The following is a 25,346-nucleotide window of genomic DNA, read 5'->3' as shown; positions in this document are numbered from 1 at the left end:
GGGCCGCTCCCGCGGCCCATCGAAATCACGCATCCCGCTGGTGAGCGGGGAGGAGCAATCGTGAAGATCCACGAGTACCAGGGAAAGGAGATCTTCCGGAAGTACGGCGTACCGACGCCCCGGGGGATCCTCGCGACGTCGCCGAGCGAGGCAGAGGCCGCCGCGAAGCAGCTCGCCACGCCGATCGTCGTCGTGAAGAGCCAGGTCCACGCCGGCGGCCGCGGCAAGGGCACCTTCGTCGACTCCGACGGCGGCAGGGGCGTTCGTCTCGCCAAGTCGGCCGCGGAGGCAAGGACCTTCGCCGAGGCGATGCTCGGCAAGACCCTCGTCACCATCCAGACCGGCGCCGAGGGCGCGAAGGTCCACAAGCTCTACGTGGAGGAAGGCCTCGACATCGGCCGTGAGCTCTACCTGGGCGTGACCCTCGACCGCGACAACGGCCGGATGTCCATCATGGCGTCCACCGAGGGCGGCGTAGAGATCGAGGAGGTCGCCGCTACCCACCCCGAGAAGATCCTCAAGGCGGCGATCGACCCCGCCGTGGGCTTCCAGGCCTTCCAGGGTCGTCAGCTCGCCTTCGGCCTCGGCCTCGAGGGCCCCACCGTGGGCAAGTTCGTGAAGTTCTGCGACGCCCTCGCCAAGGTCGTGGACGGCACGGACGCCGCCCTCGTCGAGGTCAACCCGCTGGTGATCACCAAGGGCGGCGAAGTCATCGCCCTCGACGCCAAGCTGGAGTTCGACGACAACGCGCTCTTCCGGCACGGGGACCTGCAGTCCTTCCGCGATCCCCTCGAGGAGGATCCGCGGGAGCGCGAGGCCAAGGAGTTCGACCTCGCCTACATCTCCCTCAGCGGAAACATCGGCTGCATGGTGAACGGCGCCGGCCTCGCCATGGCGACGATGGACATCATCCAGTACTGCGGCGGCATGCCCGCGAACTTCCTCGACGTGGGCGGTGGCGCCGACGCGAAGAAGGTCACGGCGGCGTTCAAGCTCATCCTCGCCGATCCCGCGGTGAAGGCGGTCTTCGTCAACATCTTCGGCGGCATCATGAAGTGCGACGTCATCGCCGACGGCGTGCTCACGGCGGCCAAGGAAGTGGGCCTCAAGGTCCCCCTCGTCGTTCGGCTCGAGGGCACCAACGTCGAGCTCGGCAAGAAGAAGTTCGCCGAGAGTGGAATGAACATCATCACGGCCGACACCATGCTCGAGGGCGCCCAGAAGGCGGTCGCCGCGGCCGGAGGCAAGTAATCCATGGCGATCTTCGTCAACAAGGACACCAAGGTCATCGTCCAGGGGATCACCGGCTCCGCCGGCTCCTTCCACGCCTCGCAGATGCTCGCCTACGGCACCCAGCTCGTCGGCGGCACGTCGCCCGGCAAGGGCGGCATGATGTTCGAGGGGAAGATTCCCGTCTTCAACACGGTCCGTGAAGCGGTGGAGGCCACCGGCGCCACGGCTTCGGTGATCTACGTGCCGCCTCCGGGCGCCGCCGACGCGATCCTCGAGGCGGTGGACGCGGGCCTCGAGCTCGCGGTCTGCATCACCGAGGGTATCCCGGTGCTCGACATGGTTCGCGTCAAGCGCGCCATGGCGGGCAGCAAGACGCGGCTCCTCGGCCCCAACTGCCCTGGCGTGATCACGCCGGGGAGGGCGAGGGCTCCAAGGGCGGGTGCAAGATCGGCATCATGCCGGGTCACATCCACCGGAAGGGCTCGATCGGCATCGTGTCGCGGTCCGGCACCCTCACCTACGAGGCGGTCCACCAGGTGACCCAGCTCGGCTGGGGCCAGTCCACCGCGGTGGGCATCGGCGGCGACCCGGTGAACGGCACCAACTTCATCGATTGCCTCGAGGCCTTCCAGGCCGACCCCGAGACCAAGGCGATCATCATGATCGGCGAGATCGGCGGCAACGCCGAGGAGCACGCCGCCGAGTACATCAAGAAGCACGTGACCAAGCCGGTGGTGGGTTTCATCGCCGGCCGCACGGCGCCTCCGGGCAAGCGCATGGGCCACGCCGGCGCGATCATCTCGGGCGGCAAGGGCACGGCCGAGGACAAGATCAAGGCGATGGAGGCCGCTGGCGTGAAGGTCGCTCCGACCCCCGCCGAGCTCGGCCTCACCCTGAAGGCGCTCCTCGCCGAGCGGGGCGTGACGCCGTAAGCGCGGTGTCGACCGGTCCGGTCGACGCCGAGGTCCGCTTTACACGTAGAGGCGCGTTGCCGTAAAAGGCGCGCGCCGCCGCCTTCGGTTGGAGGCGGCCATCCGGGAGGCGCTGCGGGGATCGCGGCGCCTCCGTTTCCCAATCTTAAACGCCGGCGGCAGCCCGCGGGGCTCGATCGCCGGCCGGTTCGGAGTCGAACATGGCAATCGAGCGTACCCTCTCCATTCTCAAGCCCGACGCGCTGCAGAAGGGCGTGATCGGCAAGATCGTCGACCGCTTCGAGACCAAGGGCCTCAAGCCCGTGGCGATGAAGATGAAGCAGCTCACCACGGACGAGGCCGGCGGCTTCTACGCCGTGCACCGCGAGCGCCCCTTCTTCAAGGACCTGGTCTCGTTCATGACCTCGGGCCCCGTGCTCCTCATGGTCCTCGAGGGCGAGAACGCCGTCGCGGCGAACCGCGAGATCATGGGCGCGACCAACCCGAAGGACGCGGCCCCCGGCACGATCCGCAAGGACTTCGCCGAGAGCATCGACGCCAACACCGTCCACGGCTCGGACAGCCTGGACAACGCGAAGATCGAGATCTCGTACCACTTCGCTGCCACCGAGCTCGTCGCCTACGACTGGGCCAAGAAGTAACCAGGTCTGGCGGCGCCTACGAGCACCGCGCCAGCTTCGTTGAAACGCGGACGGACCCGCCGGAGACCCCGGGGGTCCGTTCGTGCGTTTTGGGGGTGCGAGGCCTCGACTGGTTCGCTTGCTTTCACTGCTCGGACGAGCAGGTGGGCGCATGTCGCCGATCGGTGCCTTTTATCCGACTGACAGCCTGATCCATCGTGGTCTCTCCGGCAGGTTCGTGTCTCGCTCCGCGCCGGTACACCCGAAAAGAAAGGCTGTTTCACCTTGCGTTACATGAATCTGGCACTGGGCACTTGCCTGGTTGCAACGCTATTCGCCTGTGGTGAGAAGCGTTCAGAAGCAGACACGGTCGACGCGGTGGCGAAGGCCGCGGTCGCGGGAACCCTGGTCTACGACGACGCCCTGGCACCCGGTTGGTCCGACTGGTCGTGGGCGGGCAGGGACCTGGCGAACCGGACCACGGTCAAGTCCGGAACCCGCTCCATCGCCGTCACCTATGGCCCCTGGCAGGGCCTCTACCTCCACCACAACGGTCTCTCCACGGACGGGCTCACCCACCTTCAGTTCCAGGCGAACGGCGGGAAGACCGCGGATCCATCGCTGCTCGCCAAGCTCACCGTCAACGGCGTCGAGCGGGGCGGGGTGCCGGTCGCGCGCTACTGCGCGAACGGGAAGATCCCGGCCAACGGCTGGTCCCTCTGCAAGATCCCCCTGCGCGACCTCGGCGTCACCGGGGGCAAGATCGACGGCATCATCATCCAGGAGTTCGCCGGCAAGTCGCTGCCGGCCCTCTACTTCGACGACATCCTCCTCGTCGACGAGTCGGCCCCGCCTCTCGCGCTCCCCGCCGCGCCCGAGGGCCTCCGCGCGACGGCCTCCCTCGACCGGGTCTCGCTGAGCTGGAGCGCTGCCGCCGGTGCCACCGGCTACCACGTCTATCGCGCCGTCGGCTCCTCCTCGTCGTTCACGCGTCTGTCCTCCACTCCGATCTCGAACGCCGCCTACGAGGATCGCGCCGTCGTGCAGGGTGAGACGTATCGATACCGTGTATCGGCGCTCAACACAGCCGGAGAAGGTCCGACCTCCGCGATCGTCTCCGCGGTCGTCCCTGCGCTGCCCGCGGCTCCGTCGCGCCCCTCCGCCGAGCCGTCGACGGACAAGGTCTCTCTGAGCTGGACCGCCGTCGCGAACGCGACCGGCTACCACGTCTATCGCGCCCAGAGCGCCTCCGGCGCCTCCGACCGGCTGACCTCCGCGCCGATCTCCGGGACCGCCTACGAGGATCGCGCGGTCGTCGCCGGCCGGTCCTATTGGTATCGGGTGTCCGCGGTCAACGCACAGGGTGAAGGGCCGCAGTCGGCTCCGACCTCGACGATGCTCCCCGAGGCTCCTGCGCCCGATCCCGACCCGCAGCCCACGCCGACCATGAGCTGGATCTACCGCGACGCGCTGGCGAGCGGTTGGTCGAATGGCTCCTGGGCGACCGCCAACTTCGCCTCCACCTCGCCGGTCTACGCCGGGCGGACCGCGATCTCCGCGTCTTTCGGCGCGTGGCAGGCGGTCTACTTCATGCGCCAGGGCTTCCCGACCTCGGGCCTCACCGCCCTCAAGCTCCAGGTCCACGGCGGGACCTCGGGGGGCGGCGCCGGCCTGCGCGTGCGCACGTACTCGAACGGCATCTGGTCCGAAGGCGCCGACCTCGGCCCCAACTGCGCGGCCCGTGCGGTGATCGCGGGGCAGTGGACCGAGTGCACCGTGCCGTTCAGCGCCATCGCCGGCGCGGTCTCGACCATCGACGGCGTCACGATCCAGGAGTGGCGCGGTGGGACGATCCCCACGATTCACTTCGACGAGGTCGGCTTCGTGGTCAACGGCGGGTCGACCGGACCCGTCGATCCAACCGATCCGGATCCGGTCGATCCCAACCCGCCCGTCGATCCGAACCCGCCCGTCGATCCGACGCCTGGCGACATCGACGCCACGGGCCTGCTCCCCGCCGAACGGATCACGCCCTGGCAGCCCGGCCTCTCCACTGTCGGCGGCATCCCGTCGGACAACGACTCCCGCAGGCCGGCGACCGTCTACCTCCCCGCCGGCAATCCCTACGGCGGATTCTCCGTCGATCCGGCCCTGGCGAACGGCTCCACGGACGCCTCCTCCGCCATTCAGGCCGCCCTCAACAACGCGGGCAACCAGGCCAGCGAGACCAGCCGGCGGATCGTCTACCTCAAGGCCGGCACCTACAACATCCGCTCGCAGAGCCTGAACGTGCCCAGCTACGTCACGCTCCGGGGCCAGGGAACCCGCGGGACCACCGCGACGCGCCTCCTGAAGGGGGCCGGCTCGCAGACCTCGGTCATCAACCTCGGCCACCTCTGGATCAAGAACACCACCCCGGTCGACGTGACCGCCGACGTGCCCCGCGGTTCCAACCGGGTCACCCTGTCCCGGAACCCCGGCTACCAGGTCGGCGAGATCGTCTTCATCGACCAGCTCGTGGACAACACCCGCGTCGGCTCGTGGTGGAACCCGGTCACCCAGTCCAACCCGAACGGCTCCGAGCGCGGCTGGTACACCCGGCAGAACCGCCCCACCGGCCAGGTCCTCGAGATCACCTCGATCTCCGGGAACACGCTCACCTTCAGCACGCCGGTGCGCCTGCCGTACTACACCTCCAACCAGGCCCAGGTGGTCCGGTTCGCTGGCGGCAACCAGGGCGGCGCCATGGTCCCCGTCAAGCGGTGGTCGGGCGTCGAGAACCTCTACGTCGCCGGCGGCGAGCAGGGGAACATCGCGTTCTACGGCGCCGCGTACAGCTGGGCGAGGAACGTCGAGAGCGAGCGGTCCATCGGAAGCAGCATCGCCTTCGAGAGCACCTTCCGCTGCGAGGCGCGGGACTCGTTCTTCCACAGCACCGCGAACCCCAACCCGGGCGGCGCCGGCTACGGCATCGACCTGCGGGTCTACGCCTCGGACAACCTGTTCGAGAACAACATCTCCTGGAACTTCAACAAGGTCATCACCATGCGAGGCGCCGGCCCCGGCAACGTGATCGGCTACAACTACTTCGAGGACGGGTGGGGTGCAGGCTACCCGACCATCCCCGAGGTGGGCCTGAACGCTTCGCACTTCGCGACGCCCCACTACACGCTCTTCGAGGGCAACCAGGCGTTCAACATCGGCGGCGATGGCTACTGGGGCAACTCGATCTACAACGTGTTCTTCCGCAACCAGGCAACCGGGCGCAGGCGCTCGTTCCCGCCGCTCCAGCTCCGCGACGAGACGATGCGAAAGATCGTCGAGGTCCCCGAGTGGCACACCCACTGCAGCTACATCGGAAACGTCCTCGGTACCGCCGACATGACCGCAGCGCCGCAGCGGGGCTTCGTCTACGAGGGCAGCCCGCCGTGGAACTGGAACCCGGTCCCCATCTGGGCCATCGGCGTGGAGCACAACGCCGGTAAGAGCGGTCAGGACGCCAAGGTCGTCGCCACGACGCACCGGCACGGCAACTACGACTACCTCACGAGAGGGATCGTCTGGGACCGCAACTACCAGCGGCACGACATGCCGGCGTCCCTCTACCTCCGCTCGAAGCCCGCGTACTTCGGCAACAAGCCGTGGCCGTGGATCACCCCCGAGAACACGTCGCAGCAGGCGTGGACCCTCCCGGCCCGCGAGCGTTTCGACACGATCATGGCGGGCGGCCGGTAGGCCAGCTCGCTCGTAGGTTCCAGGCGCCCGGTCGCGATCCATGCGACCGGGCGCTTGCATGCTGTTCCCGTTGCCCAGCTGGGAGGTCGTGAACCACCTCTCGAGGGATGTGACGGGAAGCGGAAGACGTAGTACGATGTTCCTTTGGTCGACGGGAGCTCCGTGGGGATCCGCGGGGGGTAGAGCCCGGAAGACCGTCGCAACGCTCCCCGCGCGGGAGCTGCAGGACGCCAGGGCGGCACCCGGGCGCCCGAAGGAAGCGACCGTTGGCGGCCTCGAGATTCCTCGGGGAGCCAACCGGATCTCGCCCACGAGCCTCGAACGCAGGCGTGGGGACGGGATGCCGGGGGCCGGCGGCCGGAGCTGTGTTTGGGATCAAGTACCGGTACTTTGACGTGCCTCGTGGCGGCGGGCTCTACGCTCCTGCTTGCCGCGCTCGCGTCTTCGGCCTCCGCCGCGCTGGCGGCTCTCGGTGAGCACCGCGCGCAGGGCCTCCTCGAAGAGAAGGACCACAAGCCGCCGCGAGGCCTGAAGCGCCTGGTAGAGCGGCCCGACGTGGTCCGCCTCGCCCTCCTTTCGATCGACTCGCTCGCCAAGCTGATCTACGGCGGGGCGCTCGCTCTCCTGGCCGCCTCCCTGGCCGACGACCCGCCGATGGCGGCACTGGCCGCCGCCGGGGGTGCGCTCGTGCTCCTCGGCTTCGTCACGCTCTGCCGGGCGCTGGCATGCAGGGACCCCGAAGCCAGCCTCTCGTGGGCGGCGCCGGTCGGTGCCGCGGCGGAGGCCCTCCTTCGCCCGCTGGTCGTGCCCCTCGCGGCCATCTCGCGCCGCATCCGCGGACCCGCGTCCCACTCGATCGACGACACCACCGAGCAGCTCGAGTACCTGATCGAGAAGGGCTCGGAGGCTGGTGTCCTCGACGACGAGAAGCGGGATCTGCTCGAGTCGGTGATCGAGTTCTCCCACGTCCGCGTGCGCGAGATCATGGTGCCGCGGCCCAAGGTCGTGGCGCTCCCGGCGGACGCCCCCTACGACGAGGTCGTTCGGGTGGTGGTCGAGTCGGGCCATTCCCGCGTGCCCGTGTACGCGGACTCCGTCGACAACGTGGTCGGCGTCCTCTACGCCCGGCGGCTTCTCGAGGGCCTCGGCAAGGCGCCGACCAACGGCAAGGGGCGCTTCCGCATCGAGAGCCACCTCACCGCGCCCTTCTTCGTGCCGGAGACCATGCGGATCAGCCACCTCCTCTCGGAGTTCCAGCGTCGCGGCGTGCAGATCGCCGTCGTGGTCGACGAGTTCGGCGGAACGGCCGGCGTGGTCACCCTCGAGGACGTGATGGAGGAGATCGTCGGCGAGATCCGGGACGAGGACGACGGCGAGGAACAGCAGCCCATCCGCGCCCTGGCCGACGGCCTCTTCCTCGCCCAGGGCGAGGTCTCCGTCCGCGACGTGGAGGAGTTCCTCGAAGAGGCCCTCCCGGGCGACGGCGAGTTCGAGTTCCCCGAGGACGGCGACTACGACACCCTCGGCGGCTTCGTCACCGCGATGGCGGGGCGCGTGCCGCGGCGGGGCGAGCAGGTCCGCTACGGGGGGCTCGTCTTCACCGTGCGCGCGGCGGACGAGAAGAGGGTGCTCGAGGTCGAGCTCCTCCCCGAGTCGCCCCAGGAGCTCCCCGTCGCGGTCCAGTCGGCGGATGCCGCCGGAAAGGCCGCGTCCGAGCCGGGCGAGGTCTCCCCGGCCGCCGTGGCGCGGCGGGGGTAGGGCGGCGGGAGTAGTGCGGCGGGGGTAGGGCGCGGTGCAGGTCCGCCGACGCTCGCTTCCTCGCGCCCCAGGCGCCTAGGGGAGGGGTGCATCGCGCCCCAGCCTTTGCTAGGTTCCGCCGCCATGGCCGCCAAGAAAGTCGCCGCGCGAAGGCCGCTCAAGGACGAGCTGGTCAACCTCCCCAACCTGATCACCTACCTCCGGATCCTGGTGATCCCCGTCTTTCTCTGGTTCGTCTGGAGAGGCGATCCCTTCTCGTCGTTCGTGGCCGCCGTGCTCTTCACGTTCGCCGCGATCTCCGACATGGTCGACGGCTGGCTCGCCCGCCGGATGAACCTCGTCAGCGTGGTGGGCAAGCTGATGGACCCCCTCGCCGACAAGCTGATCGTCACCGCGGCGCTGGTGATGCTGGCGCAGATGGGCCGGATCGAGGCCTGGCTGGTGATTGTCATCCTCTCCCGGGAGCTGATCGTCTCGGGCCTCCGCCAGATCGCCATCGGAGAGGGTCTCGTGATCGCGGCCGGGCAGGGGGGCAAGTGGAAGACCGCCCTCCAGCTCACGGGGATCATCGGCGTCCTCGTGCACTACACGTACCCGATCGATCTGCTGGTCGTCTCCGCCTATCCCTTCGATTTCCAGCTCATCGGCGAGTGGATCCTGGTGGTGTCGCTGGCTCCGTCCATCCTCTCGGCGTTGCGCTACTTCGCCGATTTCCTCGCCGCCGTGGCGCAGAAGGAGCGCGCGTCACAGGCCGGAGCCCGGCGCGACGCGGCGTGAACGGGGCGCTCCCGAAAAAGACCATGGGAGCGCGCTTTTTCCGTTGACCCTCGCCGAGGGTTTCCCTATACACACCCTCGTTCGCGACGCACCGAGCCGGTGCCGAGCGGCGAAGCTGTGCGGGTGTAACTCAGTGGTAGAGTACGACCTTGCCAAGGTCGGAGTCGTGGGTTCAAATCCCATCACCCGCTCCAAGTAGCCCAAGAGACCCGGTCGCCTCAACAGGCTTCCGGGTCTCTTGCTATTTGGCCTCCGCAGGCGCGTCGCTCCCCAGCGCCCGGGCCACCCGGGCCGCGAGGAGGTCCATGGAGGCGTGGCAGGCCTCGCGCGGGCTGTGCCCCCCGGCCTTACGCCCCTGCTCTACTCCTCCGAGCTCCACCTCGCCCGTCCCCGGATCGATCAGCTGGAAGACCAGGTGCGTGGTGCAGAAGTAGGGAAAGCCCCCCGGCTGGCTCAGCTCGAACACCCGGGTCTGCAGGCGTCCCTGGAGCCGGTGCCCGGCATCCGCATCGCCCGAGCAGGCATCCACGCGCAAGCCCCTGGAGGCCAGCGAGGCGCCGAAGCTCGCCGAGAGACGCTCGGCGCCCCTCGCGCTTCCCCCGACGGGCTCGAGGCAGATCCGGAGGATGGTCTGTGCGCGCAGCGCCTCCAGCCGGACCTCCTCGGCGGCGAGGGCGGCGAGCTCCCTGGGCCTCTCGGCGGGGAGGCGGCGGAGGGTCGCGAGGAGCGCGAGCTTCTCCACGAGCGATTTTCGCGAGGCGCGCATCCGCTCGACCGAGCGCGAGAGGGGAACGACGGCAGCCTGGGAACGGGACCGGTCGAGCTCGGTCCGGAGCTCCATGAGGTCTTCCTCGATCTCTGCGTCGAGGCGCGACGCGGCCCTCAGGCGATCGAGGGTACAGACCACGCGGACCCGGGATCCGCGCTCGGTGACCTCGGTCGTCTCGATCCAATCCGGATGATCGAAGCGCGTGTCCACCCGGATCTCCTGGACGATCCGCTCGAAGCCCTCGGTAACGCCCGTGCGCTCCTCGCGGCTCGCCTGAGCGACGACGTGGTCGCGGGCCACCACATCCGCCCGGAGCTGAGAGGCGATCGAGACCACCGCCTGGCGGCGTGCGTCCTCGAAGCTCTCGGCCTCACCCACGCCCACCAGGACGCGGGACCATTCCGGAGCGAGGCTCTTGAGCGATTTCGGGAGGGCGGGAGGGCTGCCGACGCAGGCGGCGACCAGGCCGAATACGACGAGGAGCCCTCCAACGTGGGCGCCACCTGGGGCGAGCTGGCCAAGGCGCAGGCGCAACGCGAGACTCCTCCCGCAAGTCGTCCACGATAAGAGGAGGTCGCTCGCTTGGCTCGCCCCCGATTGGGGCGCCCCCGACTGGGGCGCATGGGTCCGCGAGTCAGTGCGCGGAGGACTCGGCGTCCAGGGGGATCACGACGCGCCCCTGTTCCGTGGAGACCTTGATCTGCCGGGCGCGATGCGTTGCACCCAGAGGCGCGACCCCGAGCTGGAACTGCGACGGACCCAGCACCAGCTTCTCGTCGGGACCCACCCGGGCGATCGGCCGCGCCGCGGCGCCGTCCAGCTCGAGCTCCACCCGGGTCCAGGGGCGCGACGAGCGGTTGTGGACAAGGACGGCCCAGCCCATCGACGTGTGCTGGAGAACCGCGTACGCCCGCAGGCCGTTGGCGTCCGGTGCCGAGCGTCCCGAGCCCGCGATCGAGAGCGAGACGAAGCAGAGCGCGAGCCAGCCTGCGACGATCGCGGCCTTGATCCGGAAAAAGCGGTCGCGGGTCCGGAGGTCGTCCACGACGTCGAGGACGAGCCGCCTCCCTCGCACGAAGGCCTCGTCCGAGGCTCTTCGGACCGCCGACAAGGCGCGATCCTTCGCGGGCCGCGGGGCCTCCGGGAGAGGGCGGGTTCGCGCCGCGAGCTGCACGGCAGGCTCATGTGCCATTCGAGCGTCGGGACGCGGTGTCTGGCTCGAAGGCGAGGTCGGGCTCATCGTCCGCCACTCTACCAACCGGAATGCGGGGAAGCTCGATTTCGGACGTTTCAAACGGGGAGCGCCGGCGCATCGGAGATCCCGGAGCCGCCGTCGTCGCCTGTTGCCCGGCGATCACGCAGCGCGGCAAGCGCATTCCAGCACGGCAAGAGGGTTGCGGGGCGTCCTAGATTTCGCTACCTAGTCCGCGCGCTCGCCTTTCCATGGAAGAGAGCGGATTTTCACGAAACCAGCCGCGTCGTAGCGGCGAGGGGGCCCGGCGCGCCGGACGTGCGACGGAGCCTCGGCCACATGGCCCGGATCGGGCCCGTTCGAAGGAGCCAAGAAGCAATGGCCACGATGATCACCGAGGAGTGCATCAACTGCGGCGCCTGTGAGCCCGAGTGCCCGAACGGCGCGATCTCCCAGGGCGAGGACATCTTCGTCATCGATCCGAAGCTCTGCACCGAGTGCGTCGGCTTCCACGACGAAGAGGCCTGCGCGGCCGTTTGCCCCGTCGACTGCTGCGTCCCGGATCCGAACAACGTCGAGACCGAGGACAACCTGATCGCCCGGGCCAAGCAGATCCACCCGGACACGGACTTCGGCGGCGACTACCCCTCGCGCTTCCGCCGGAAGTAGCGTTCACACGCGGTGTCCGAGGCCCTCGCCATCCACCTGCTGGAGGATTGCCCGCCCGAGCGCTTCGCGCGGCTGGGCCAGGGACTCCTCCGCCAGGTCGAGTCCGATCCTCGCCCGCGGCTCCTGATCGCCGGGCTCCGGGGAGAAGCCGTCCTCCTCGGGCGCCACCAGCGAGCGGCTTCCGCTCTCGCTCGGGCCGGACTCGAGGAGCGATCCGTCGCGAGGCGGAGCGGCGGAGGCCGCGCCATCCGCGCCGGTGACGGCACCATCGGGGTCCTGCTCGCGCTGCCTCGCATGGGCGCGCTCCTGCAGGATCCCGCTACCGCCGACAAGCTGATCAACCGCTATGTCCGCGGGCTCAACGTGGGCCTGACGCTTGCCGGTGCCGGGAGCGGCGCCCACTACTTCGGGCGGGACTTCGTCTCCGCCGAAGGCCGGCAGATCGCGGTCGTCTCCCAGGACGGCCTCGCGTCCGGCGCCGTCCTCTTCGAGGCCGTCGTCGCTGTATCGAGACCGCTTGCGCTCCCCGACGGCCTCGACGGCTATCCCGAACACGGCGATCCGAAGGCGGGAGGCCCGCCCCACGGCACCCTTGCGGAGCTGTGGAAGTCCCCCCACGACCTCGAGGCGCTCGCCGAGTCGATCGCGACCGGCTACGGGCGGTCCCTGGGCTGCGAGACCGCACTCGTCCAGGAGGGCGGGCTTCGCGAGGAGCCGGTCGTTCCCGACGTCGCCGAGGACGAGGCCGGCTTCGCCGACAGCGGCGTCGCCGACATTCCCATCGGCTTCGCCGAGGCCCTCGTGCGCCGGGATGGCGATCGCATCGCCGAGGTCCGCCTCCGCGGAGACTTCATCGCCCCTGCCTTCGTGCTGCGCGGACTCGAGCGGGCCCTCGAAGGAACGTCCCTCGAGTACGACGCCATCGGCCGGGTGGTGGATGGCGCCTTTCGAGAGCCCCACGCCGCGATCCTGGGCGTGCGCGGGCTCCGCATCCTCCCCGACGCGATCCTCGCGGCGGCAGGCCTGCCTTGAGCGGCCGTGGCGCACAACCGAGACGCGCTCGGCGCGAGTGGGGGAGTTTCTTCGCTGATCTCTGCGCATCGTCTGGAGCGGCTCGCGTGGAAGTACCGCGCGCTCGTCGAGCTCCGGCGCCGTAGGGAAGACGCGGTCCGCGAGGGGCTCCAATCCTTCGGCCCGGACGAGGCTGCCGCGCGAAAGCGTGAGTTTCGAAGGATCGCCCGCTCGTTCCCCGGAGCCCTGCGCGAGCTCGATTCCCTGTCGGCCGAGGTCCTCGAGCGAAGGGCTCGAGAGGTCGACGAGGCCCTGGAGCGGCTTTGCCATGGCGAGGCCGGGTGTCCGGACGGGAGCTGGATCGCCCTCGCCATCGACTTCCACGAATCGGTGCGCGAGTGCCTCGCCACCAAGCGCTGGCTCTCGGCGAGGGTCCCGAGGGGAGGCGGGGTCTCCGACGACGTCGTCGACGCATTCCTCCGCCGCCGAGAGCGGCTCTGCCGGCTTTCGACCGCTCTCGAGGCGCGTAGCACGCAGGGACCTCCGCCCGCGGGGCAATCTCCTGCCACCGGACTGACGGGCTCGTCCATCGACCGCGCCGAGGTGTCCGCCGTACTGACGGAGCATTGGCGCCCGCCGGGAGGCCGCCTCCTCGCGCTGGTCTGGACCGCTCTGGAAATGCGCCATGGGCGCCCGAGGGCAGACCTCGAGGCCTCGCTCTTCGGCTGCGCCGATTCGGCGGTCCCGAGCCTCCGGTAGCTCTCCGAAAGGCCTTCTATAGCTCTCCGGCAGCTCTCCGGCAGCTCTCCGGCACCGCCCCGGCTTGGCCTCGGATGGCTGTTGGTGTTAGGCTTCTGGACAATTCTGCCTCTCTTTCGCCACTCGAGTGTCAGTCGAGTGATCCGGATCGCAGCCTCGAGACATTCGCGGATAGGCCGGTTCTCTAAGTGCGCCGCCGTGGGCGCGAGGCTTCGGACGCGGTACGCGCCAGGAGCCGAATCGGACGGGACATCGCTGGAAACGAAGGTGACCGAAATGGAACGTTCCTTGGGTCGCGTGGTTCTGTGGTGGCTGGATCTGATCTCGCCCAGGTTTGTGATGGCGGCAGCGTTTGCGCTGACCATGGCGAGCGCGTGTAGCAATGACCCGGGGCACCAGGGCTACTACCTGACCGGAGGAAACGGGGGCGCCGTGGGCGGCTCTGGCGGCGATCCCGGCACTGGAGGCGACCCTGGCACCGGCGGCGACCCTGGCACGGGCGGAGACCCCGGCACTGGCGGCGACCCCGGCACGGGCGGCGACCCCGGCACCGGCGGTGATCCCGGCACCGGCGGCGACCCCGGCACGGGCGGAGATCCCGGAACGGGCGGCGATCCCGGCACGGGTGGCGATCCCGGCACGGGTGGCGACCCCGGCACTGGTGGCTCGGGTGAGAAGGTCGTCGTGGCCTGGATCGAGCTGACGCCGGACTCGCCCCACGTGGTCCAAAACCAGGCCATCCAGCTCACGGCTACGGCCTACGACGCGAATGATCGGCCGATTCACGGCCTCTCTGTCCGGTGGGATACATCGGACGTCAACATCGCCCGCGCGTACTCGACCGGCCGGGTGGGCGGCGTGGGCCCCGGAACGGCCACGATCCGTGCGACGATCGAAGGCATGGTGGCGGAGGTCGAGGTCGAGGTGGAGGAGGCACGCGTCGATCGGGTGTTCGTCTTCGGTGGACCCTACGAGCTCAATCCGGGATTCACGGTGAAGATCCCGGCCGTGGTGGTGGACCGCGACGGCGTCGTCCTGCAGGGCCGGGACATGGTCTGGACGTCCCTGAATCCGTCGTTCGCGACGGTGGACCAGACCGGTGTCGTCACCGGCGTGGCCACGGGAACGGCGACGATCACCGTGGAGTCCGGTGGGGTCTATGGGCAGACCACCGTCAACGTGCTGCCGTCCCTCGTGCAGATCGTGGGCGGGACGAACCACACCTGCGTCCTCAAGGGCAACGGGGAAGTGTGGTGCTGGGGTAGCAACTCGAGCGGCCAGCTCGGGACCGGGACGTCCGGCGGGACCCAGCAGAGCCCGGTTCGGGTTTCGGGCACCCAGTTGTTCAAGTCGATCTCCGCCGGCGAGTCGCACACCTGCGGCGTCACCGTCTCGGGCGAAATCTGGTGCTGGGGGGCCAACGGTTCCTATCAGAGCGGCCAATCAGCGTCGGGTAGCACCTTCCCGGCGCCGACACGCGCCAGCGCTGGACCGTACGACTCCGTCGTCTCGGCGATGAGCCTCAACTGCGCGCTCAACCCTCAGGGGCTCGCGTATTGCTGGGGGTACAACTCCAGCGACCACGAGCTCGGCAACCCTTCGACCAGCTCCAGCGCGACTCCGCTTCAGGTCTCGGCGCCAGCGGGGGCCTCGTCGCCCATGGTGTACCGAGAGCTCCGGGGCGGCGGGTACTTCTTCACCTGCGGCCTGACCCCCACCGATGAGCTCTATTGCTGGGGGTACAACTCCAACGGGCAGCTCGGCAACGGCAACTCCATTGCGCAGGAGAGGGCCGTGCGGCCCTTCCCGACGCAGACGACGGTTGCGCTCGGAATGGGCTCGAGCCACGCATGCGCGACCACCGGCTCTGGCGTCAGCTACTGCTGGGGGTACAACGGGAATGGGCAGCTCGGAAACGGGAATACCTCGAGTCAGAACACGCCTGTTCTGATCTCGAGCGGCGGCGTGAGCTTCACCGCTTTCGCCGGCGGCTCCAGTCACACCTGCGCCCTCGACGCCAATGGGGCGGCCTGGTGCTGGGGCTACAACTTCTACGGGCAGCTCGGAAACGGTCGGTCCGGCAGCAGCACCGACTCCTCGGTGCCGGTGCAGGTGTCCGGCGGACTGCGCTTCAAGAAGATCACGGCGCGCAACAACCAATCCTGCGGCATCACCAACGATGCGAACGTCTACTGCTGGGGGAGCAACTCCAGCGGCCAGCTCGGAATCGGTCGGTCCGGCGACGCCAATGTGCCCACCCAGGTGGTCACGTTCTGAAGCCAGGGAGCTCGCGATTTCCATCGCGAGCTCCCGTGGATCCGCGGTCGATCGCGCTCCGGTTTCGCATCGGAGCGCGGCCGAATCAGATGGGACATCGATAGAAACGAAGGTGACCGAAATGGAACGTTCCTTGGGTCGCGTGGTTCTGTGGTGGCTGGATCTGATCTCGCCCAGGTTGCCGATGGCGGCAGCGTTTGCGCTGATCATGGCGAGCGCGTGTAGTAATGACCCGGGGCACCAGGGCTACTACCTGACCGGAGGAAACGGGGGCGCCGCGGGCGGCCCTGGCGGCGCTCCCGGCACCGGTGGCGACCCTGGCACCGGCGGCGTTCCAGGCACCGGCGGCGACCCAGGCACCGGCGGCGACCCGGGCACGGGTGGCGACCCCGGCACTGGCGGTGATCCCGGCACCGGTGGCGACCCCGGCACGGGCGGCGACCCCGGAACGGGGGGCGATCCCGGCACCGGCGGCGATCCCGGCACGGGCGGCGACATCGAAACCGGTGGCGGGGCGGGCGGCGGTGACAAGGTCGTCGTGGCCTGGATCGAGCTGACGCCGGACTCGCCCCACGTGGTCCAAAACCAGGCCATCCAGCTCACGGCTACGGCCTACGACGCGAATGATCGGCCGATTCACGGCCTCTCTGTCCGGTGGGATACGTCGGACGTCAACATCGCGCGCGCGTACTCGACCGGCCGGGTGGGCGGCGTGGGCCCCGGAACGGCCACGATCCGTGCGACGATCGAAGGCATGGTGGCGGAGGTCGAGGTCGAGGTGGAGGAGGCACGCGTCGATCGGGTGTTCGTCTTCGGTGGACCCTACGAGCTCAATCCGGGATTCACGGTGAAGATCCCGGCCGTGGTGGTGGACCGCGACGGCGTCGTCCTGCAGGGCCGGGACATGGTCTGGACGTCCCTGAATCCGTCGTTCGCGACGGTGGACCAGACCGGTGTCGTCACCGGCGTGGCCACGGGAACGGCGACGATCACCGTGGAGTCCGGTGGGGTCTATGGGCAGACCACCGTCAACGTGCTGCCGTCCCTCGTGCAGGTCGTGAACGGGACGTCCCATTCCTGTGCCCTCAAGGGCAGCGGGGAAGTGTGGTGCTGGGGCAGCAACGGGTACGGCCAGCTCGGGATCGGTACGACCACTGGGAGCGCGCAGAGCCCGGTGCGGGTCTCGGGCAACCAGCTCTACAAGGCGATCTCCGCCGGAGACTCGCACACGTGCGGCATTACCCTCTCAGGCGAGGCCTGGTGCTGGGGTAACAACGGCAGCTATCAGCTCGGCCGAACTAGCCCGTCCTCTTCCGGGACGCCGGCGCTCGCCGCCGCTGGGCCGTTCGACTCCATCGTCTCGGCGAACAACTTCAACTGCGCGCTCACCCCTCAGGGGAACGCGTGGTGCTGGGGGTACAATTCCGGCGACCACGAGCTCGGAGACCCGAACAACTCCTCCAGCAGTGCGACTCCGCTCCAGGTCTCCGCTCCTGTGGCGGGGCAGTCGCCGCTCGTGTTCCGAGAGCTCCGTGGGAGTGGGGTCTACCACACCTGCGGACTGACCGTCGCCGACGAGGTCTACTGCTGGGGCTGGAATCCCTACGGACAGTGCGGCAACGGCACGACCACGTCGCAGGCCCGTCCCGTGCGGGCGATGCAGAACGCGAGCGTGTTGGGTCTGGGGTATGCTCAATCCTGCGCGACCAACTCCGCCGGCGTAAGCTATTGCTGGGGCCAAAACTCGAGCGGGCAGCTCGGAAACAATAGCACCACCCAGCAGTCGACTCCTGCCCAGATCTCGGGCGGTGTGAGCTTCACCCGCTTTGCCGGCGGCGAATCTCACACATGCGGTCTGGACGCCACTGGGGCGGCCTGGTGCTGGGGCTCCAACTCCAACGGGCAGCTCGGCCGGACCGGCGCCAACTCCAACGTGCCGGTCCAGGTGGCCGGGAACCTCCGCTTCAGGAAGATCGCGGCGCGCTCCAGCCACACCTGCGCCATCGGCACCGATGCGAACGTCTACTGCTGGGGGAACAACTCGTCTGGCCAGCTCGGCATCGGCCGGACGGGCAACGTCGATCAGCCCACCCAGGTGGTGTCGTTCTGAAGCCTGGGAGCTCGCGATGGAAATCGCGGCTCCCATGGAACCGAGGTCGATCGCGCTCCTTTCACGCCGGAGCGTGATCCAGGTTTAGCGTCGACGCCCTGTGAGCGTTCTTCACAGGGCGTTCGCGCGTCCTGCGCTGTTGCTCGGCCGAGCCCAGCGGCCGTTCCGCCCTGCGCCTGGCTCCGGGCCTCTTTCCAGGAGGGCTTGCACCGCCGCATGGGATAGGCTCTCCCATGCAGTGCCCTCCAACGGAAGGATCCGACATGCGCATGGTGCTCCCCCTCCTTCTCCTCTCGCTCGGTGCGTGCGCCACGGCGCCGAAGCCGGGAGGGCGCCCGGGGGGCGAGCCCACTCCGCGGACGACCGGCGGCCCCAAGGAGACGGCGCCGCGTGACGGGACCGAGGTGGGCATGGCCTCGTTCTACGCCCGCTCGCTCGAAGGTCGGAAGACCGCGAGCGGCGAGAGGTACGACGGCGCCGCCGCCACCTGCGCCCATCGGACCCACCGTTTCGGCACGTGGCTCCGGGTCACCCGACTCGAGAACGGCAAGGCCGTCTCCTGCCGCGTGAACGACCGTGGCCCGTTCTCGAAGGGGAGGGTGATCGATCTCTCCCGATCGTTGGCCCACGAGCTGGGCTTCGTCTCGAAGGGCGTCACCAAGGTTCGCGTCGAGCCTCGGTAGCCCTCCCGTTCTCATGGACGAGTCTTCGCCGCACGTCCGGTCAGGCGGATCCCGCGTGCGTGATCCCTATCGCCGTACGTGATAGTCTTTGAAGTGCCGATGTTTTGACTGCGCTGATTTCGGTTGGGCGGTCGATGCGTTGCGGGCGGGTGAGACGAGGCGACGTCGGCAGAAATGGGGACCGACATGGAACGCGCATTTGCTCGCATGGTTCGGCGCAGGCTCGATCTTCCTGCGTTCGGGTTGGCAATGGCAGCCGCCCTCGCTCTTACACTCGCGCCCGCTTGCAGCGATTCGGCGGGGCACGACTCCGAAGTGTCAACGGGCGGCACGGGCGGACATGCCGGCTCGGGAGGAGTGGGTGGAGACCCCGGAACCGGTGGCAACCCGGGCACGGGTGGCACTACCGGCACAGGTGGCGACACAGGCACGGGTGGCGACACAGGCACGGGTGGCACCACCGGCACGGGGGGCGACACAGGCACGGGTGGCGACACCGGCACGGGTGGCGACACAGGCACGGGTGGTGACACCGGAACGGGCGGCGACACAGGCACGGGCGGTGAAACCGGAACGGGCGGCGATACGGGAACCGGAGGCTCCGGAGGTGGCGAGGGCGAGGTCGTAGTGGTCCGGGTGGATGTGACGCCGTCCGCTCCGACCGTGCTCGAAAACAAGTCCATTCGGCTGAACGCCGACGCATTCGATCAGCACGGCGCGAAGGTCGCCGACCGGACGGTGCAATGGCGAACCTCCGACGCTCACGTCGCGCGGGTGAGCTCCGCGGGTGTCGTCACGGGCTTGCGTGTCGGCACCGTCAAGATCACCGCCGAGATCGAAGGCGTGGCGGGCGAGACCACCGTGACGGTCGCCGAGGCCGCGGTGGCCCGCGTGATCATCCTCAATGGTCCGTACGACCTCGTCGTCGGCGAGGTCCGCTTCTTGGTGGCCAGCGTCGTCGACAACGAGGGTCTGCCGCTCCTGGGCCGGACGCCGACCTGGTCCTCGTCGAACGCCGCCATTGCATCCGTCGATTCGGAGGGGAACCTCTCCGCGATCGCGCCAGGCGTTGCGACGGTCGCCGTCGAGGTCGGGAGCGCTCGCGCCGAGACGTCCGTCACGGTCCACGCGGCCACGGCCAACATGGAGCTGGCGATGGGCCGAAACCACACGTGCCTCCTGCAGAATGGGGAGGTCTGGTGCTGGGGCAGCAACGCCTACGGCCAGCTCGGCACCGGCGCCAGCGGCGCCAATGTGTACGCGCCGGTTCAGTCGACCTTCGGCCTCGCGTTCCGGTCCCTCTCCGCCGGCGAGGACCACACCTGCGGTGTCACCGTCGATGACGAGCTCTACTGCTGGGGACGGAACGATCGATTGCAGCTCGGAAGGAGCGGGATCTCCAGCTCCGCGCAGCCGATCCTCGTGGTTCCGGACCCCTTCGCCTTCGTCACCTCTTCGTACCGCTTCAACTGCGCCGCCGATCTCCAGGGTCACGCCTGGTGTTGGGGCTACAACTCCAGCGACCGCGAGCTGGGGTATCCGGGGGAGACGAATTACAGCAGCGTTCCGCTGCAGGTCGCATCGCCGGTTGATGGAATGCAGCCGATCGAGTTCGCCTGGCTGAGCGGTGGGCTGAACCACACGTGCGGACTCTCGAGCTCCGGCGAGCTCATCTGCTGGGGCTACAACGGCTACGGGCAGCTCGCCACCGGAGACTTCTCCGCGCGACTTCGCCCTACGTCGCCGTTCCCAGGACTGACGCTCGACGTGTTCGGGACGGGAGAGAACCACGTCTGTGCCAACGACCCGAGCGGCACCAGCGTCTGCTGGGGGGAGAGCACCATGGGCAAGCTCGGGAACGGAACCGCCGGCGCGAACCGCTCGAATCCCGTCCAGGTCTCGAATCCGGGAGTCGCCTTCGTCGCCTTCACCGGAGGCATTCAACACACCTGCGCGCTCGACTCGTCGGGCGCTGCCTGGTGCTGGGGCTCGAACGCCCGCGGGCAGCTCGGACGGCCGGGCCCCGCGTCCGAGGTCCCGGTTCAGGTAGCAGGCGATCTCACCTTCACGCAGATCGCGGCGAGGGAGCACCAGACCTGCGCGATTGCGACCGACGGATCCGTCTACTGCTGGGGCTCGAACGCCAACGATTCGACGATCATCGATGGGCGTCTAGGAATCGGCCGTCCCGACCTCGTTTCTGTCGACGTTCCAACCGCCGTGCAATTCTGACGCATGGAGCATCTCGGGCGGCTGGTTCGAAACCGGTCGCCCGAGGCGCGCCTACGCGCTGAACGGCCGGGCAGGAGTGATCTGGCTCTCTTGGTGTGGCACACTGTGTGACACGTTCAATCGATTCTCGATGTTCATTCACGCGGGACCGCGGGAAGTCCGGGAATCCGGCGCCGTGGAATATCGCCGGCATCGAGGAAATCGCGAGCTCGAAGGTAGGTCCGTAACGATCTGAAGTCGTCGAAAGGATGTGATCCATGGCGAGTCCCTTCACGCGTCTGGTTGGTTCACTCGAACGGCCGACGGTCGCTCCGCGCGAAGCAGGAGGAGGGGTGGCCATGCTCGCTTCTCTCTTTCTGTTGGTCGCCGCCGCTTGTGGCGGTTCTTCGTCCCATCACGATCCCGGCACATCCACCGGAGGCTCTGGCGGCATCGCCGGGAGCGGCGGTGGTGAAGCTGGAGCGGGCGGGGACGGCGGTTCCGCAGGGCAGGGAGGCGACGGAGGTCACGCGGGGCACGGCGGCGGCGGGCAGGGAGGCTCCGGCGGGCACGGCGGTGGCGATGCCGGCGCCGGTGGACACGGCGGCGATGCGGGCCACGGCGGGACGGGAGGAGCGGCAGGCGAAGGCGGCGCTGGCGGTGAAGGTGGCGCTGCCGGGCACGGGGGCGAGGGCGAGGCCGGCGCCGGCGGGGGCGCTGGTGACGACGGTAACGTTGGCGTGGTCGTCCGGGTTGCGGTGACGCCCGCAGCACCGACGGTGAAGGAGAACAAGTCGATCCAGCTCACGGCCAGGGCCTACGATGAAGGCGATCGCGAGGTCACCGGCAAGGCGGTTACGTGGGCATCGTCCGACCACGGGATCGCGCTGGTGAGCTCCGCCGGCCGGGTGACCGGCGTCCACGCGGGAACGACCACGATCACCGCCACGATCGACGGAGTGGAGGCCGAGGTCGACGTCGTCGTGAACCAGGCAGACGTCTCCGCCGTCTACATTCTAGGCGGGCCCTACACCCTGAGGGTCGGTGACGTTGTGACACTGCAGGTGCAGGTAGTCGACGACACCGGGACGGTTCTACAGGGCAGGACCGTGACCTGGTCTTCTGCCGATCCCGATTTGGTCTCCGTCGACTCGAACGGTACCGCGACGGCGCTGAGCCATGGCATCGCTACGATCTCGGCCGCGGTAGGAGGACGCATGGGGCAAACCACCGTCACCGTTACCCCGCCGGCCCCGGAGGTGAGCCTCGCCATGGGCGAAGCCCACACCTGCGCTCTGCTGGGTACGGGAGACGTCTGGTGCTGGGGCATCAACTTTTCCGGGCAGCTTGGCTCTGAGCTCGCCGGCATCGCGGAGTATGCGCCGGTACCGGCAGCCGCGGGCTTCTCCTTCCGCTCGCTGACCTCCGGGAGCCAGCATACCTGCGGGGTTACCTTCGACGACCAGGTCTACTGCTGGGGCGAGAACGAGGACTTGCAGCTCGGGGATCCTGACGTCGAGTACACCTGGGAACCGACCCACGTCTCGTCGACCCCGTTTGCTCTCGTCGGCGCTATGTATTTCTCAACTTGTGCGACAATCCTCCAGGGGAACCCCTATTGCTGGGGCTACAACTCGGACGATCACGAGTTCGGCGCCCCGACCATCTGGGGCAGCGCGGATCCGGTTCAGGTCTCGTCGCCAGCGGCGGGGCAGCCCCTTCTCGCGCTCACGGCGATCCGAGGCGGCGCGTACCACACCTGCGGAGCGACCGAAGCCGGCGAGCTCTTCTGCTGGGGATACAACAATCGAGGCCAGGTCGGGACTGGAAACACCAATGTCGTCGAGAGACCGTTCGCGACAAAGGCGGGTGGAGTCGTCGACTTCGCATTGGGCGTGGCCCACACCTGCGCAGTCATGGACTCCGGCGAGGTGAGCTGCTGGGGACGAAACCTGAACGGTCAGCTCGGCACGGGAGGAACCAGTACCCGGATCCCGACGCCCACTCCGGTAGCGCTGCCTCCCGGTTTGTCCGTCGTGGCAATCGCAGCAGGGGAGGAACACACCTGCGCTCTGGACTCGACCGGCTCCGCGTGGTGCTGGGGCGGGAATTGGTCCGGCCAGCTCGGGCGACCGGGTGGCGACTCGAGCGTTCCGGTACTCGTATCCGGCGACCTGACGTTCCGTGCAATCGCGGCGCGCGCCGACCAGACGTGCGCGGTCGCCACGGACGAATCGATCTACTGCTGGGGCGACAACTGGGGCGGGCAGCTCGGGATCGGCGATTTCGTCGACTGGGTCGACGTCCCGACCGCGGTGCAGTTCTGATTCGAGGCGGCCTCGCGCGGACACGATCATCCGCTCGAGGCCGCTTCTTTTGTCTGGAATTGGTTTGCGAATCGGTCCTTGGGCGGTTGGCGGAACTTCGTCCCGTCGCAACGAGGAATCATCTAGCTCGAGGGGCGGTCCATTCCGCATTGAAGCCGCCGAAAGGAAGAGATCAATGGCCCGCACGCTTCTGGTTGGTTCACACGAACGGCGGATGGTCGCTCCGCGCGGAGCAGGAGGAGGGGCGGCCATGCTCGCTTCCCTCCTTCTGCTGGTCGCCGCCGCTTGTGGCGGTTCGTCGTCACACCGCGATCCCGGCACGTCCGGCGATGGAGGCAGTGGCGGTATCGCCGGGAGCGGCGGTGGAGAAGCTGGAGCGGGCGGGGACGGCGGTTCCGCTGGGCAGGGCGGCGGCGGAGGTCACGCTGGGCACGGCGGCGGTGGGCAGGGCGGCTCCGGCGGGCACGGTGGTGGCGACGCCGGCGCGGGTGGACACGGCGGCGATGCGGGCCACGGTGGCGAGGGCGGCTCCGGCGAGACGGGAGGCTCGGGGGGCGATGGCGCCGGCGGTGAAGGGGGCGTTTCCGGGCACGGGGGCGAGGGTGGCGTCGGCGGGGGCGCTGGAGACGAGGGCAACGTTGGCGTGGTCGTCCGGGTCGACCTGACGCCTGTCGCACCGACGGTGAAGGAGAACAAGTCGATCCAGCTCACGGCCAGGGCCTACGACGAAGGCGATCGCGAGGTCACCGGCAAGACGGTCGCGTGGGCATCGTCCAACCACGGGATCGCGCTGGTGAACGCCGCCGGACGGGTGACCGGCGTCCACTTGGGCACGGCAACGATCACCGCCACGGTCGACGGAGTGGAGGCCGAGCTCGACGTCGTCGTGAACCAGGCAGACGTCTCCGCCGTTTATGTTTTGGGTGGACCCTTCACACTGAGTGTCGGTGACCTGGTGACGTTGCAGGTACAGGCCGTCGACGACACTGGGACGGTTCTACAGGGCAGGACCATCGCCTGGTCATCTTCGGATCCGAACGTCGCGTCGGTCGACTCGACCGGAACGGCCACGGCGGTCGCCGCCGGCGTCGCCACGATCACGGCGTCGACCAGCGGTCGACAGGGCCAGGCCATGATCACCGTGACGCCGCGTCGGCCCGCGGTGCAGCTCGCGATGGGCGAGACCCACACGTGCGCGCTGCTCCGTACGGGAGAGATCTGGTGCTGGGGAAGCAACGACCTCGGACAGCTCGGAATGGGCGCGGAGGGCGACGACGAGTTCGGGGCCGTGCAAGCGACCATCGGCCTCTCGTTCCGCTCGATCTCGGCGGGGAGCGATTTCACGTGCGGCGTCACCTTGGACGACGAGGTCTATTGCTGGGGCGAGAACGGAAACCTGGAGCTCGGCGACCCGTTTCTCGACTACTCGGTAGTTCCGCTTCGCATTTCGTCGAGCTCCTTCAGCTCGATGGCGTCGGGCTACTACTCCAACTGCGCCACCAATCTGCAGGGGAACCCGTATTGCTGGGGGTACAACTCCAGCGATCACGAGCTCGGCAGCTCCTCCACCGACGAGAGCGAGGTGCCACTCCAGGTCCAATCGCCGGGAGCAGGACAGCCCCTGCTCGAGCTGTCTCTACTCAAGAGCAGCGTCTTCCATACCTGTGGTGTCACTTCGAGCGGTGACCTCTATTGCTGGGGGTTCAACAACTCCGGCCGGCTCGGAATCGGGCACGACAGTGTCGTCTCGCGGCCGGTTCGGCCGCCTCTCCCCGGACCCGTCGACGCGTTCGGCCTGGGCGGCAGCCACACCTGCGCAATCACGAGCGCCGGAACCACGTATTGCTGGGGAGCCAACTACTCCGGTCAGCTCGGTTCGAGCGCGAGCGGAAGCCAGACCTACTCGCCCAATCTGGTCACTCCCCCTTCCGGCGTGACCTTCGTCGCCATCACGGGCGGCTCGAGCCACACCTGTGCGCTGGATTCGACGGGAGTCGCCTGGTGCTGGGGGGAGAACGGAAACGGCCAGCTCGGCCGCCCGGGGGGATCGGCGAGCTCGCCGGTTCGGGTCGCCGGCGGTCTCACGTTCGCTGCGATCGAAGCCAGGGACGAGCAGACGTGCGCCGTCGCGACCGACGGGACGATCTATTGCTGGGGATCGAATGCGCGTGGCCAGCTCGGGATCGGAAACCCTCTCGTCAACTCCGTTTCCGTCCCGACCGCCGTGCAGTTCTGATTCGAAGCGGCCTCGCGCGGACATGATCATCCGCTCGAGGCCGCATC

At 68.7% G+C, this 25,346-nt stretch carries 18 protein-coding genes, 1 tRNA gene and 1 pseudogene; 17 read left to right on the top strand and 3 right to left on the bottom strand.

The features are described 5' to 3' along the window. Positions 1 to 60 precede the first annotated feature (60 nt). The 7 genes and pseudogenes from sucC to AKJ08_RS06845 all read left to right on the top strand — a co-directional run bounded on the left by sucC (position 61) and on the right by AKJ08_RS06845 (position 9,249). Positions 61 to 1,251 (top strand): ADP-forming succinate--CoA ligase subunit beta, encoded by a 1,191-nt coding sequence (sucC, locus tag AKJ08_RS06875; RefSeq protein WP_050725387.1) that lies wholly within the window; start codon positions 61 to 63, stop codon positions 1,249 to 1,251. Between the two features lie 3 nt (positions 1,252 to 1,254). Next, positions 1,255 to 2,165, top strand: a pseudogene (gene sucD / locus AKJ08_RS06870) (succinate--CoA ligase subunit alpha). Between the two features lie 200 nt (positions 2,166 to 2,365). Beyond that, entirely contained in the window at positions 2,366 to 2,806 is a 441-nt protein-coding gene (gene ndk, locus AKJ08_RS06865; protein WP_050725386.1) for a nucleoside-diphosphate kinase, read from the top strand. 273 nt (positions 2,807 to 3,079) lie between these two features. After that, positions 3,080 to 6,520: a fibronectin type III domain-containing protein gene (locus tag AKJ08_RS06860; RefSeq protein WP_082342831.1), complete on the top strand. Its 3,441-nt coding sequence runs from the start codon at positions 3,080 to 3,082 to the stop codon at positions 6,518 to 6,520. A gap of 402 nt (positions 6,521 to 6,922) precedes the next feature. Then, positions 6,923 to 8,278 (top strand): hemolysin family protein, encoded by a 1,356-nt coding sequence (locus tag AKJ08_RS06855; RefSeq protein WP_157370535.1) that lies wholly within the window; start codon positions 6,923 to 6,925, stop codon positions 8,276 to 8,278. A 123-nt stretch (positions 8,279 to 8,401) separates the two neighbouring features. After that, positions 8,402 to 9,055: a CDP-diacylglycerol--glycerol-3-phosphate 3-phosphatidyltransferase gene (gene pgsA / locus AKJ08_RS06850; protein WP_050725383.1), complete on the top strand. Its 654-nt coding sequence runs from the start codon at positions 8,402 to 8,404 to the stop codon at positions 9,053 to 9,055. A 119-nt stretch (positions 9,056 to 9,174) separates the two neighbouring features. Continuing rightward, positions 9,175 to 9,249: transfer RNA gene (locus AKJ08_RS06845), tRNA-Gly, on the top strand. Between the two features lie 47 nt (positions 9,250 to 9,296). Here AKJ08_RS06845 and AKJ08_RS06840 read toward each other — a convergent pair. Continuing rightward, positions 9,297 to 10,358, bottom strand: a complete 1,062-nt coding sequence (locus AKJ08_RS06840; protein WP_050725382.1) for a hypothetical protein — start codon at positions 10,356 to 10,358, stop codon at positions 9,297 to 9,299. Positions 10,359 to 10,458: 100 nt separating this feature from the next. Continuing rightward, positions 10,459 to 10,935: a hypothetical protein gene (locus AKJ08_RS06835; RefSeq protein ID WP_050725381.1), complete on the bottom strand. Its 477-nt coding sequence runs from the start codon at positions 10,933 to 10,935 to the stop codon at positions 10,459 to 10,461. 459 nt (positions 10,936 to 11,394) lie between these two features. Between AKJ08_RS06835 and AKJ08_RS06830 the strand changes: the two genes are divergently transcribed. From AKJ08_RS06830 to AKJ08_RS06790, 9 genes are all read left to right on the top strand, one after another. Beyond that, on the top strand, positions 11,395 to 11,685 hold the full coding sequence (locus AKJ08_RS06830; protein WP_050725380.1) for a YfhL family 4Fe-4S dicluster ferredoxin: 291 nt from the start codon (positions 11,395 to 11,397) through the stop codon (positions 11,683 to 11,685). A gap of 12 nt (positions 11,686 to 11,697) precedes the next feature. Next, the gene (locus AKJ08_RS06825; protein ID WP_050725379.1) at positions 11,698 to 12,717 is read left to right on the top strand and encodes a lipoate--protein ligase family protein; all 1,020 of its coding nucleotides are present in this window, start codon (positions 11,698 to 11,700) and stop codon (positions 12,715 to 12,717) included. A 6-nt stretch (positions 12,718 to 12,723) separates the two neighbouring features. Further along, positions 12,724 to 13,455: a hypothetical protein gene (locus AKJ08_RS06820; protein WP_050725378.1), complete on the top strand. Its 732-nt coding sequence runs from the start codon at positions 12,724 to 12,726 to the stop codon at positions 13,453 to 13,455. Positions 13,456 to 13,752: 297 nt separating this feature from the next. Further along, positions 13,753 to 15,732 carry an RCC1 domain-containing protein gene (locus AKJ08_RS06815; protein ID WP_240475494.1) on the top strand — a complete coding sequence of 660 codons (1,980 nt, stop codon included), beginning with the start codon at positions 13,753 to 13,755 and terminating at the stop codon, positions 15,730 to 15,732. Positions 15,733 to 15,874: 142 nt separating this feature from the next. After that, positions 15,875 to 17,842, top strand: coding sequence for an RCC1 domain-containing protein (locus tag AKJ08_RS06810; RefSeq protein WP_240475493.1), 1,968 nt, complete (start codon positions 15,875 to 15,877; stop codon positions 17,840 to 17,842). A 263-nt stretch (positions 17,843 to 18,105) separates the two neighbouring features. Beyond that, positions 18,106 to 18,525, top strand: coding sequence for a septal ring lytic transglycosylase RlpA family protein (locus AKJ08_RS06805; protein WP_050725375.1), 420 nt, complete (start codon positions 18,106 to 18,108; stop codon positions 18,523 to 18,525). A 357-nt stretch (positions 18,526 to 18,882) separates the two neighbouring features. Continuing rightward, entirely contained in the window at positions 18,883 to 20,757 is a 1,875-nt protein-coding gene (locus AKJ08_RS06800) for an Ig-like domain-containing protein (RefSeq protein ID WP_157370533.1), read from the top strand. Positions 20,758 to 21,204: 447 nt separating this feature from the next. Beyond that, positions 21,205 to 21,498: a hypothetical protein gene (locus AKJ08_RS19180; protein ID WP_050725373.1), complete on the top strand. Its 294-nt coding sequence runs from the start codon at positions 21,205 to 21,207 to the stop codon at positions 21,496 to 21,498. Continuing rightward, a complete protein-coding gene (locus AKJ08_RS06790; protein ID WP_050725372.1) occupies positions 21,477 to 23,063 on the top strand; it encodes an RCC1 domain-containing protein in 1,587 nt (528 codons plus the stop codon). Before AKJ08_RS19180 ends, AKJ08_RS06790 begins: the two co-directional genes overlap by 22 nt. Positions 23,064 to 23,364: 301 nt before the next feature. On the opposite strand, the gene AKJ08_RS19175 is transcribed toward AKJ08_RS06790, so the two are convergent. Continuing rightward, complete coding sequence (locus AKJ08_RS19175; RefSeq protein WP_157370532.1) at positions 23,365 to 23,655, bottom strand: hypothetical protein; 291 nt, start codon at positions 23,653 to 23,655, stop codon at positions 23,365 to 23,367. Between the two features lie 51 nt (positions 23,656 to 23,706). Between AKJ08_RS19175 and AKJ08_RS06780 the strand changes: the two genes are divergently transcribed. Next, positions 23,707 to 25,299 (top strand): RCC1 domain-containing protein, encoded by a 1,593-nt coding sequence (locus tag AKJ08_RS06780; RefSeq protein ID WP_050725370.1) that lies wholly within the window; start codon positions 23,707 to 23,709, stop codon positions 25,297 to 25,299. Positions 25,300 to 25,346: the final 47 nt, after the last annotated feature.

This window comes from Vulgatibacter incomptus, assembly GCF_001263175.1.
Taxonomy (GTDB): domain Bacteria; phylum Myxococcota; class Myxococcia; order Myxococcales; family Vulgatibacteraceae; genus Vulgatibacter; species Vulgatibacter incomptus.
Note: the sequence above shows the minus strand (reverse complement) of the source record. Positions and strands in the feature narration are given on the sequence as shown.

What these genes read in the sequence shown, in the direction of transcription:
- AKJ08_RS06860 (WP_082342831.1), top strand. Translation starts at nt 3,080, where the DNA reads ATGAATCTGGCACTGGGCACTTGCCTGGTTGCAACGCTATTCGCCTGT.
- AKJ08_RS06830 (WP_050725380.1), top strand. Translation starts at nt 11,395, where the DNA reads ATGGCCACGATGATCACCGAGGAGTGCATCAACTGCGGCGCCTGTGAG.
- AKJ08_RS06805 (WP_050725375.1), top strand. Translation starts at nt 18,106, where the DNA reads ATGCGCATGGTGCTCCCCCTCCTTCTCCTCTCGCTCGGTGCGTGCGCC.
- ndk (WP_050725386.1), top strand. Translation starts at nt 2,366, where the DNA reads ATGGCAATCGAGCGTACCCTCTCCATTCTCAAGCCCGACGCGCTGCAG.
- pgsA (WP_050725383.1), top strand. Translation starts at nt 8,402, where the DNA reads ATGGCCGCCAAGAAAGTCGCCGCGCGAAGGCCGCTCAAGGACGAGCTG.